This is a genomic window from Streptomyces sp. NPDC002701 (assembly GCF_042889045.1).
Taxonomy (GTDB): domain Bacteria; phylum Actinomycetota; class Actinomycetes; order Streptomycetales; family Streptomycetaceae; genus Streptomyces.
In genome coordinates this window covers 125,597-136,240 of record NZ_JBIAQL010000019.1, presented here as the reverse complement: position 1 = coordinate 136,240, position 10,644 = coordinate 125,597, and the positions used below count along the sequence as shown (strand labels likewise).

General features: G+C 70.8%; 10 protein-coding genes and 1 pseudogene. 7 read left to right on the top strand and 4 right to left on the bottom strand.

The features are described 5' to 3' along the window. Positions 1–969, top strand: a pseudogene (locus ACFYXC_RS33615) (2-oxoglutarate ferredoxin oxidoreductase subunit alpha); the annotation flags it as partial. Then, complete coding sequence (locus tag ACFYXC_RS33610) at positions 962–2,056, top strand: 2-oxoacid:ferredoxin oxidoreductase subunit beta (RefSeq protein WP_389555960.1); 1,095 nt, start codon at positions 962–964, stop codon at positions 2,054–2,056. The pseudogene ACFYXC_RS33615 and the gene ACFYXC_RS33610, both read left to right, overlap by 8 nt. A 168-nt stretch (positions 2,057–2,224) precedes the next feature. Here the strand turns inward: ACFYXC_RS33610 and ACFYXC_RS33605 are convergent, their stop codons facing one another. Next, the gene (locus ACFYXC_RS33605) at positions 2,225–2,623 is read right to left on the bottom strand and encodes a winged helix-turn-helix transcriptional regulator (RefSeq protein ID WP_389555958.1); all 399 of its coding nucleotides are present in this window, start codon (positions 2,621–2,623) and stop codon (positions 2,225–2,227) included. Positions 2,624–2,715: 92 nt separating this feature from the next. On the opposite strand from ACFYXC_RS33605, the gene ACFYXC_RS33600 reads away from it, so the two are divergent. Together ACFYXC_RS33600 and rarD are read left to right on the top strand one after the other, a co-directional pair. Next, positions 2,716–3,570, top strand: a complete 855-nt coding sequence (locus ACFYXC_RS33600) for an SDR family oxidoreductase (RefSeq protein WP_389555956.1) — start codon at positions 2,716–2,718, stop codon at positions 3,568–3,570. A gap of 298 nt (positions 3,571–3,868) precedes the next feature. Next, positions 3,869–4,837, top strand: a complete 969-nt coding sequence (rarD, locus tag ACFYXC_RS33595; protein ID WP_389555975.1) for an EamA family transporter RarD — start codon at positions 3,869–3,871, stop codon at positions 4,835–4,837. 7 nt (positions 4,838–4,844) lie between these two features. Here the strand turns inward: rarD and ACFYXC_RS33590 are convergent, their stop codons facing one another. Continuing rightward, a complete protein-coding gene (locus tag ACFYXC_RS33590; protein WP_389555955.1) occupies positions 4,845–6,155 on the bottom strand; it encodes a 4-hydroxybenzoate 3-monooxygenase in 1,311 nt (436 codons plus the stop codon). A gap of 39 nt (positions 6,156–6,194) precedes the next feature. Then, complete coding sequence (locus tag ACFYXC_RS33585) at positions 6,195–7,757, bottom strand: MFS transporter (RefSeq protein WP_389555973.1); 1,563 nt, start codon at positions 7,755–7,757, stop codon at positions 6,195–6,197. Between the two features lie 140 nt (positions 7,758–7,897). Here ACFYXC_RS33585 and ACFYXC_RS33580 point away from each other — a divergent pair, with 140 nt between their 5' ends. Further along, a complete protein-coding gene (locus ACFYXC_RS33580; protein ID WP_388921932.1) occupies positions 7,898–8,329 on the top strand; it encodes a winged helix-turn-helix transcriptional regulator in 432 nt (143 codons plus the stop codon). 80 nt (positions 8,330–8,409) lie between these two features. On the opposite strand, the gene ACFYXC_RS33575 is transcribed toward ACFYXC_RS33580, so the two are convergent. Beyond that, entirely contained in the window at positions 8,410–9,039 is a 630-nt protein-coding gene (locus ACFYXC_RS33575; protein WP_389555953.1) for a CGNR zinc finger domain-containing protein, read from the bottom strand. On the opposite strand from ACFYXC_RS33575, the gene ACFYXC_RS33570 reads away from it, so the two are divergent. Together ACFYXC_RS33570 and ACFYXC_RS33565 are read left to right on the top strand one after the other, a co-directional pair. Continuing rightward, positions 9,038–9,523, top strand: coding sequence for a VOC family protein (locus tag ACFYXC_RS33570; RefSeq protein WP_389555951.1), 486 nt, complete (start codon positions 9,038–9,040; stop codon positions 9,521–9,523). The two genes, ACFYXC_RS33575 and ACFYXC_RS33570, sit on opposite strands and share 2 nt — an antisense overlap. Before the next feature lie 159 nt (positions 9,524–9,682). Further along, on the top strand, positions 9,683–10,624 hold the full coding sequence (locus tag ACFYXC_RS33565) for a M28 family metallopeptidase (RefSeq protein WP_388921923.1): 942 nt from the start codon (positions 9,683–9,685) through the stop codon (positions 10,622–10,624). The last annotated feature ends 20 nt before the right edge of the window (positions 10,625–10,644 follow it).

The window sequence follows — 10,644 nt, the reverse complement described above, 5'->3', positions numbered from 1 at the left end:
GGGGCGGCGCTGGGGGCGGCGTTCGGTGGTTCTCTCGCGGTGACGACGACGTCGGGTCCGGGGGTGGCGCTCAAGAGCGAGACGATCGGTCTGGCCGTCTCGCTGGAGCTGCCGCTGCTGGTCATCGACATCCAGCGCGGTGGTCCTTCGACGGGGTTGCCGACGAAGACCGAGCAGGCGGATCTGCTGCAGGCGATGTACGGCCGTAACGGTGAGGCTCCGGTGCCGGTGGTGGCTGCGCGTACGCCGGCCGACTGTTTCGATGCGGCGCTGGAGGCGGCGCGGATCGCCCTCGCCTACCGCACTCCGGTGTTCTTGCTGTCGGACGGGTATCTCGCCAATGGTTCGGAGCCGTGGCGGGTCCCGGAGATCGACGAACTGCCCGATCTGCGGGTGCAGTTCGCGCAGGGGCCCAATCACACGCTGGCGGACGGCCGTGAGGTGTTCTGGCCCTACAAGCGTGATCCGCAGACCCTGGCGCGTCCGTGGGCGGTGCCGGGGACGCCGGGGCTGGAGCACCGGATCGGCGGGATCGAGAAGCAGGACGGCACGGGCAACATCTCCTACGACCCGGCCAACCACGACTTCATGGTCCGCACCCGCCAGGCGAAGATCGACGGCATCCGGGTGCCGGACGTCGAGGTGGACGACCCGGACGGCGCGGGCACACTCGTGCTGGGCTGGGGCTCGACCTACGGTCCCATCACCGCGGCGGTGCGCCGGCTGCGGGCGGGCGGGGAGCACATCGCGCAGGCCCACCTGCGCCATCTGAACCCCTTCCCGGCCAACCTGCGTGCGGTGCTGGAGCGCTACGACAAGGTGGTGGTCGCGGAGATGAACCTCGGGCAGCTGGCCACCCTCGTGCGGGCGAAGTACCTGGTGGACGCCCACTCCTACAACCAGGTCAACGGAATGCCCTTCAAGGCCGAACAACTCGCCACCGCACTCAAGGAGGCCATCGATGGCTGAGACGACCACGGAAGGCTCGGGCACGATCGAGGCGCTCACTCTGGTGCCCAAAGCCGAGGCCACGCAGTCCATGAAGGACTTCAAGTCCGACCAGGAGGTGCGCTGGTGCCCCGGCTGTGGTGACTACGCGATCCTCGCGGCCGTGCAGGGCTTCATGCCCGAGCTGGGGCTGGCGAAGGAGAACATCGTCTTCGTGTCGGGCATCGGCTGCTCCTCACGCTTCCCGTACTACATGAACACCTACGGGATGCACTCCATCCACGGCCGCGCCCCCGCCATCGCGACCGGGCTGGCGTCCTCGCGGCGGGACCTGTCGGTGTGGGTGGTCACCGGGGACGGGGACGCGCTGTCCATCGGCGGCAACCACCTCATCCACGCACTGCGCCGCAACGTGAACCTGAAGATCCTGCTGTTCAACAACCGCATCTACGGGCTGACCAAGGGCCAGTACTCCCCCACCTCCGAGGTCGGGAAGATCACCAAGTCGACGCCGATGGGCTCCCTGGACGCACCCTTCAACCCGGTGTCCCTGGCCATCGGCGCGGAAGCCTCCTTCGTGGCCCGCACCGTCGACTCCGACCGCAGACACCTCACCGAAGTCCTGCGCCAGGCCGCCGCCCACCCGGGCACCGCCCTGGTCGAGATCTACCAGAACTGCAACATCTTCAACGACGGCGCCTTCGAAGCCATCAAGGACCAGCAGCAGGCCCAGGAAGCCGTGATCCGCCTCGAACACGGGCGGCCCATCCGCTTCGGCGCACCACTGGAGGACGGCCTCGGCTCCAAAGGGGTCGTGCGCGACGCGCTGACCGGGGACCTGAAGGTCGTCACCGTCACCCCGCAGAACGAGTCGCTGATCCTGGTCCACGACGCACACTCCGCGTCGCCGACGACGGCTTTCGCGTTGTCCCGGCTGGCCGATCCGGACACGCTGCACCACACCCCCATCGGCGTCCTGCGGTCCGTCGACCGGCCGGTCTACGACACGCAGATGGCCGACCAGCTCGACGCGGCGATCGAGCAGAACGGGAAGGGTGATCTGTCCGCGCTGCTCACGGGTGGGGATGCCTGGACGGTTGTGGGCTGACGCGACGCTCCGCGTCTGCGCTCCGCTGAGCTGGTGTGTTATGTGCGGGTGCGCTTGGGCTGGGCGCGCCGTTCCCCGCGCCCCTGACGGGGTGCGGCCCGTCTGACAGTGCGGGTGCACTTGGGCTGGGCGCGCCGTTCCCCGCGCCCCTGACGGGGCACCCAGTTGTCAGGGGTGGGTTTTGTCGTATTTCTTTCTGGCTTTTTCTACTTCTTCCATGCGCTGCTCGGTCCACCGCGCCAGGGCGCGTACCTGTTCGGCTGCCTCGCGGCCGAGGTCGGTGAGGGAGTAGTCGACGCGCGGCGGGATGACCGGCTTGGCGTCCCGGTGGACGAGCCCGTCGCGCTCCAGGGTCTGCAGCGTCTGGGTGAGCATCTTCTCGCTGACCCTGCCGATCGCCCGGCGCAGTTCACTGAAGCGGTACGGGCGCTCCATGAGCTCGATCAGGACGAGGACACCCCAGCGGCTCGTGACGTGCTCCAGGACGAGGCGGTGCGGACACATCCCCTCGCCCACGACGTATTTGCTGACCACCGGGTCCACTGCCGCACTGCCGCTCACTGCCATGTGGGTACCTTACTTCAAAGTGGGTACTTTCTCAGAGTTAGTGCAGCTCCTATGGTGAGTGGGTACCCACCTCACAAGGAGTTGTTTCCACCATGAGCATCGTCGTCACCGGAGCCACCGGACACCTCGGCAAGCACGTCATCGAGGGACTGCTGGAGAAGGTCCCGGCCGACCAGGTCACCGCCGTCGTCCGCAGCGAGGAGAAGGCTGCGGGCCTCGCCGCTCGCGGCGTGCGGATCGCGGTCGCCGACTACAACGCCCCCGAGACCTTCGACGGCGCCTTCGCCGCCGGCGACAGGGTGCTGCTCATCTCGGGCAACGAGTTCGACAAGGGCCGGGTCGCCCAGCACAAGGTCGTCCTCGACGCCGCCAAGGCCGCCGGGGTCGCCCTCTTCGCGTACACCAGCGCTCCCGGCAGCCTGACCGCCGCCCTGGCCGACGACCACCGGGGCACCGAGGCCGCCGTCCTGGAGTCCGGTGTGACGTACACCCTGCTGCGCAACGGCTGGTACAACGAGAACTACACCGAGAACCTGGCCCCGGTCCTGGAGCACGGCGCCGTCGTCCAGGCGGCCGGCGAGGGCCGGATCTCCACCGCCTCCCGCGCGGACTACGCGGCCGCCGCCGTGGCCGTACTCACCGGCGAGGGCCACGAGAACGCGACCTACGAGCTGGGCGGCGACACCGCGTTCGACTTCGCCGAGTACGCCGCCGCCGTGTCGCGGGCGTCCGGCAAGGAGATCGTCTACAACGCCGTCCCCGCCGAGACGTACAAGGGCATCCTGACCGGCGCCGGGCTGCCCGCGCCGTTCGCCGAGATCCTGGCCGGCGTGGACGAGTCCATCGCGAAGGGCGAGCTCGTCGTCACCAGCGGCGACCTGTCCCGGCTGACCGGCCGGCCGACCACGCCGATCACGGAGTCGCTCGCGGCGGCACTGAAGGGCTGACCCTTCCGGCCCCGGGACCGGACCTGGACCCGGATCAGATCCAGGGCAGGACCCGGCCCCGCGTTCCGGAACGAGCACCCTCGCTTGTCATGACCGTATGGCGATACGGGCATGACGTACGGGGGTGCTTGGCGCTACCTTCTTTGAGGCTGTACGTGGCTCGGATGCCGCGAGGTCCGCAGCCGGGTGAGAAGAAGGAGAGGCCGTGCCGGTGGAGTCCAGGGGCGAAGCGCACATAGGTCCGGAGTCCAGGGGCGAACAGCGGATCGGCCTGCTGAACGGTTTCGCGGCGTACGGCATGTGGGGGCTCGTCCCCCTCTTCTGGCCGCTGCTCGAACCCGCGGGCGCCGCGGAGATCCTCGCCCACCGCATGGTCTGGTCGCTCGGCTTCGTCCTGATCGCCCTGGTCGTGACGCGCCGCTGGGCCTGGGCCGTGCCTCTGCTGCGGCAGCCCCGCAAGCTCGGTCTGATCACCGTCGCGGCGGCCGTCATCACGGTCAACTGGGGCGTCTACATCTGGGCCGTGAACAGCGGCCACGTGGTGGAGGCGTCACTCGGCTACTTCATCAACCCGCTCGTCACCATCGCGATGGGCGTCCTGCTCCTGAAGGAGCGGCTGCGTCCCGCGCAGTGGGCCGCCGTCGGCATCGGCTTCGCCGCGGTGCTCGTACTGACCGTCGGCTACGGCCAGCCGCCGTACGTCTCCCTCTGTCTGGCCTTCTCCTTCGCCACCTACGGGCTCGTGAAGAAGAAGCTCAACCTCGGCGGGCTGGAGTCGCTGGCCGCGGAGACCGCGATCCAGTTCCTGCCCGCGCTCGGCTATCTGCTGTGGCTGTCGGCCCAGGGCGACGCGACCTTCGGCGGCGAGGGCGCCGGGCACGCGGCGCTGCTGGCCGCGACCGGTGTGGTGACCGCGCTGCCGCTCGTGTGCTTCGGCGCGGCGGCGATCCGGGTGCCGCTGTCCACGCTGGGACTGCTGCAGTATCTGGCACCCGTGCTGCAGTTCCTGCTCGGCGTCCTGTACTTCCACGAGGCGATGCCTCCCGAGCGGTGGGCCGGGTTCGCGCTGGTGTGGGCCGCGCTGTCGCTCCTGACGTGGGACGCGCTGCGGACGGCCCGCCGGTCGAGGGCGTCCCTGCGCAACGCGGCGATCGCGGCGGCCTCGGCCGGCGCGGAGGCGGCGACGGAGCCGGTGACGGACGCGGCGGCAGACGCGGCGAGGCCGACCACGGCCACCACGGCCACGACCACGGCCACGAACAAGTAGGCCGACGTCAGTAGTCGGTGCCCTTGCCCATGAACAGTTCGGCGAAGCCCGCCGCGGCGGCCGGTGAACCGAGGGTCCGCCGCAGCCGCGCCCGCGCGATGCCCGCGCGGAACGGATCGCCGGACGAGGTGCCGTGGTACACCTCGGAGAGCCACTGCGAGAACTCCTGGTACTGCCACACCCTCCGCAGACACGCCTGCGAGTAGCCCCGCAGCCCGCTGTCGTCGCCCTTGACGCAGTGGGCCACGAGCGCGTCGCCCAGCAGCAGGGCGTCGTGGATCGCGAGGTTCATGCCCTTGGCGCCTATCGGTGCGAGCAGGTGCGCCGCGTCCCCCGCCAGGTACAGCCGCCCGTACGCCATCGGCTCGACCACGTAGTTGTGCATGGCCAGGACCCGCTTCTCGATCAGCTCGCCCTCGGTGAGCGGCCGGGCGCCGTCCGCGGAGAGCCGTTCGTGGAGCTCGGACCACACGCGCTCGTGCGACCAGTTCTCCGGGTCGTCGTCCGGCGGGCACTCCAGGTAGTAGCGGGTGACCTGCGCACTGCGGGCCATGTGGCCGGCGAACCCGCGCGGATGGATACCGAAGACGACACAGTCGGAGGACGGGGGCGCCTCGGCGAGCAGTGCCAGCCAGCCGACACCGAAGTCGTGCCGCGCGATCGTGACGTGTTCGGCCGGCATCCGGTCCCGGGTCACCCCGCGCGCGCCGTCGCAGCCCGCGACGAACTCGCAGTCGAGCCGGACGCGTTCCCCCGTCCGGGGGTCCGTGTACGTCACCGAGGGCCGGTCCGTGCCGATCCCGGCGGGCTCGACGTCGCGGACGCCGAAGCGGATGTCACCGCCCCGGACGTCCGCGTACTCACGCACCAGGTCCGTCACCAGGAGGGGCTGCGGGTAGACGTAGTGGCGCTGGCCCGACACGTCCGCGTACGAGAACCTGTGCCGCTCCCCCGCGAACCGGAACTCGCACTCGGTGTGCACCTCGGTGTTCCGCAGCAGCCGGTCCGCGAGGCCGCGTCCGTCCAGCGCGCGGACCGCCCACTCCTCCAGGAAGCCGGCGCGCGGCCGCCGCTCGACGAACTCCCTGCTCTCGTTCTCCAGGACCACGCAGTCCACCGAGGCGGCCCGCAGGATGTTGGCCAGGGTGAGCCCGGCGGGGCCGGCGCCCACGACGACGACGCGGGTGCGCCGCGGACCGCCGGGCCGCGCGGCGGTGTCCTCCGCCGTGGCGGGCCGGGGCGCGGCGGACTGGAGCGTGCCGGACCCGGGCGTGGCCGGCCGGGGCGTGGCGGACGGTACGGACGCGTCTGCGGTCATGCGAACAGTATGGCGAGATCGGTGGGGTGAGTCCGCGGTTCAGGGCTTGCCGGGCGGCGTCGGCGGGGCTTCGGGTACGGCGGGGGCCGAGGCGGCACCGGCGGGGGTGACCGGGACGCCGGAGGTGCCGGGGACGCCGGGAGGGCCGGGGGTGCCGGGGGTGCTCACGGCGGTGTCCGTCGTCGCGGGTGCTTCCGCGGTACGCCTTCCCAGGCCGAAGGACGACAGCAGCGCGCCCAGGGTCACCATCACCACCGGGACGATCAGCGCCGCCCGGAAGGCGGACAGGGCCGCCTCCGGGTCGGAGCTCGTGGACGCTCCCGAGGAGGCCAGGCCGTACACCGCCGTCACCGCCGAGATGCCGATCGCCGAGCCGAACTGGGTGAAGGTGTGCAACAACCCGCTCGCCAGCCCTTGTTCGGACTCCGCCACGCCGTCCGTCGCCGCGATCGTGAGCGGCCCGTAGGCCAGGGCGAAGGCGGTGCCCGCGATGATCAGGGTCGGGAACATCGCGGCGTACGACCAGTCCATGCCGACGGGGAGGAAGAGCCCGTACGCGACGATCGCCAGGACGAAACCGCCGAGGATCACCCTGCCGTAACCGAACCGGGTGACCAGCCGGGGCGTGAGCGTGGGGGCGAGGATCGCGTCGCAGCCCAGTACCACCAGGGCGATCGCCGTCTGGAGCGAGGACCAGCCGCGCAGCTCCTGGAGGTAGAGGGTGAGGACGAATTGAAAGCCGAAGAAGGCGCCCACGAAGAGGAGCGCGCCCAGGTCGGCGCGTACGACGGAGCCCGTGCGGAAGATGCCGAGGCGCACGAGGGGGGTGGGGGTGCGGCGTTCGACGGTGACGAAGACGGCGAGGAGGACGGCGGCCGCCACCGCCGCGCCCGCCGTCGACACCCAGCCGTCCAGGCCGTGTTCCAGCCGGACGACGGCGAAGGCGGCGAGCAGCATGGCTCCCGCGGCGGTGGCGGCGCCGAGCATGTCGAAGCCTTCGGTACGCCGCCGGGTGCGTGCCTCCTCGCGGAGCCGCTCGGCGCGCGGCGGGGCCGGGATCAGCCGGACCGCCGCCACCAGCAGGCCGCCCGCGAGCAGGACCGGGGCGAAGAAGACCCAGCGCCAGCCGAGTTGGGTGAGCAGGCCGCCGATGACCAGTCCGAGCGAGAAGCCGCCGGCGGCCGTGCCCGCGAAGATCAGCAGGGCCTTGTTGCGCTGCGGGCCCTCCTCGTACGACGTCGTGATGAGGGACAGTGCGGCGGGGGTCATGAAGGCGGCGGCCACGCCCGTGACGAAGCGGGCGACGATCAGTGTCCAGCCCTCCGTGGCGAACCCGCCCAGGCCGGAGAACGCGAGGAACACCGTCAGCCAGGTGAGGAACATGCGGCGGCGGCCCAGGAGGTCGGCCGCGCGTCCCCCGAGCAGGGTGAAGCCCGCGTAGCCGAGCACGTACGCGCTCATCACCCACGCCGCGGTGTCCGTGGGCAGTCCGAGGTCGGATCTGATGGAGGGGATGGCGACGGCCAGCATGGCGACGTCGATGCCCTCCAGGAAGATCGTCCCGCAGAGGACGAGCAGCAGGGCCCAGGCACGGGGGCCCATCGCCTCTTCTCCGGTTCTCATCGCGACTCCTCGCGTGTTCATCCAACTCCGCGGAGGGAGCTGGAGGAAGGGGTGGTTACCCGAATGAGGGTCGGTTCCCTCTTGTAACCGGGTGCCAGCCTGCGGCAGCATCGGCGGACATGGAAGAAGGCACTTCGAAGTCACCGAGTAACTGCGCGAGCACCGTGGACCACGGCGACACGGACCCTTTCCAGTGGGACACCCGGGAGGACTGCCAGGTGCGGCAGATCCTCGACCGGGTGGCCGACAAGTGGTCCCTGCTGGTGATCGCCCTGCTCGACTCCCGCCGGCTCCGCTTCACCGAGCTGAGGCGGGAGATCGACGGGGTCAGCCAGCGGATGCTGACGGTCACGTTGCGGCAGCTGGAGCGGGACGGGCTGGTGAAGCGGACGGTGTACGCCGTGGTGCCGCCGCGGGTGGAGTACGAACTCACGCCGCTCGGGGGGACGTTGCACGCGACCATCCGGTCGCTGGTGACGTGGACGGAGACGCACCAGGGGGAGATCGCGGCGGCTCGGGCGGCCTATGACGAGCGGGTTGCGGTGGACTGAGGGGTTCTCTCGCCCCCGGGCCTCAGGGCGCCGGCCGGCGGGGCCCTGACCTCAGGGCGCCGGCCGGCGGGGCCCTGACCTCAGGGCGCCGACCGGCGGGCCCGGTGCGTACGCACCTTGTGGAGGTTTCCGCAGTGCTCCATCGCGCACCACCGCCGCCGCCCGGGCCGGGACGTGTCGACGAACAGCAGCCGGCAGTCGTGCGCCCCGCACTCCCGGAAGCGGTCCGCGTACGGCCCGGTGAGAAGCTCGACCGCCTCACGCGCGACGGTGGCCAGCAGCCGCGCCACCGTGGCACCCGGCGCCCACCCGCGCGACCCGTCCGCCTCGACACGGGCGGCGAGGGGCGCCCCGGCCGCGACGCCGTTGACGACCCCGAGTTCCTCCGCCCCCAGCGGCCGGCCGTGCGCCCGGTCGGCGACGAGCCGGAAGAGCGCGTCGCGCAGGGCGCGCGTTTGCGCCAACTCCCGCTCCGTGACCGTCAGATCGAGGCCGCCGGGCAACCGGCTCCGCTCCACCCACCGCACCAGATCCGCGGGCTCGTGCAATGTCTCGTAGCGCGCGAACTCCCCCGGCCCGCCCGTCGTCAGGAGCTCCGTGCACAGCGCTCCGGCATCGAAGCGGAACCGCTTCCCGCCGTACGACACGAGGGTCAGTCCGGGCGATTTCGTTGCCTGCTCGCTCACGTAACCACTATGAGTGGTTACCATGACCCAGGCATCCGCACCTCAGCCCGCCCCCGCCGCCCCCCTGCACTGGAAACTCGTCGTCGACACCGCCGACCCGCACGCCCAGGCCGATTTCTGGGGAGCCGCCCTCGGCTACCTGGTCGAGGACCACAGCACGCTGATCGAGCGGCTGCTGAGCGTCGGCGTCGTCACTCCCGAGATCGTCGTCGAGTCGCACGGCCACCACGCCTGGCGGGACGCGGCCGCCGTACGGCATCCCCAGGACCCGTACGAGAAGGAGAGCGGGACGGGGCTCGGGCGGCGACTGCTCTTCCAGCGCGTACCGGAGCCGAAGACCGTGAAGAACCGGCTGCACATCGACCTGCACGCCGAGAACGGGAAGCGGGAGGCGGAGCGCATGCGGCTGACCGGGCTCGGGGCGACGGTCGTCCGGGAGGTGAAGGAGCCGGGCGGCGAGTGGATCGTGATGGCGGACCCGGAAGGCAACGAGTTCTGTCTCCACTGACTCACCGCACCACGATCCGCCCACCCGAACGCCGGGTGTCCGTAATGCGAACGCGGCTGACCGGATTGCGCTCTTGACGGAACGTCAGCCTCAGCTTCACCATCAGGCACCCATTTCCGCGAGGAATCCAAGGAATCCAAGGAATTCGGAGCCCCCCACATGAAGCTCTCCGTTCCCGGACGCGCCACGGGTGCCGCCGCCATGGCGGTCGCCGCGTTGCTCACCACCAGCGCGATAGCCGACGCCGCGCCCGCACGCGTGGCCGCCGCACCGGACATACCCGTGGCCAACGTCAAGGCCCACCTCACCCAACTGCAGTCCATAGCCACCGCCAACGGCGGCAACCGCGCCCACGGCCGCGCCGGCTACAAGGCGTCCCTCGACTACGTGAAGGCCAAGCTGGACGCGGCCGGCTTCACCACCACCATCCAGCAGTTCACCTCCTCCGGCCGGGTCGGCTACAACCTGATCGCCGACTGGCCGGGCGGCGACGCCAACCAGGTCGTCATGGCGGGCTCCCACCTCGACAGCGTCGCCTCGGGGGCCGGCATCAACGACAACGGCTCCGGTTCGGCGGCCGTCCTGGAGGCCGCGCTCGCGGTTTCCCGGACGCAGTACCAGCCGACGAAGCATCTGCGGTTCGCCTGGTGGGGAGCGGAGGAGCTGGGCCTCGTCGGCTCGCGCTACTACGTCAACAGCCTCTCCACCGCCAACCGCGCGAAGATCAGCGGCTATCTGAACTTCGACATGATCGGGTCGCCGAACCCCGGCTACTTCGTCTACGACGACGACCCGGCCATCGAGAAGACGTTCAAGGAGTACTTCACCGGTCTCGGCGTCGCCACCGAGATCGAGACCGAGGGCGACGGCCGCTCGGACCACGCCCCCTTCAAGAGCGCGGGCGTCCCCGTCGGCGGACTCTTCACCGGCGCGAGCAACACCAAGTCCGCCGCCCAGGCCGCCAAGTGGGGCGGTACGGCCGGCCAGTCGTTCGACCGCTGCTACCACTCCTCGTGCGACACGACGGCCAACATCAACGACACCGCCCTGAACCGCAACAGCGACGCCCTCGCGTACGCGGTGTGGGAGCTGTCGGAGTAGACCGGATCCAGCAGACCGGC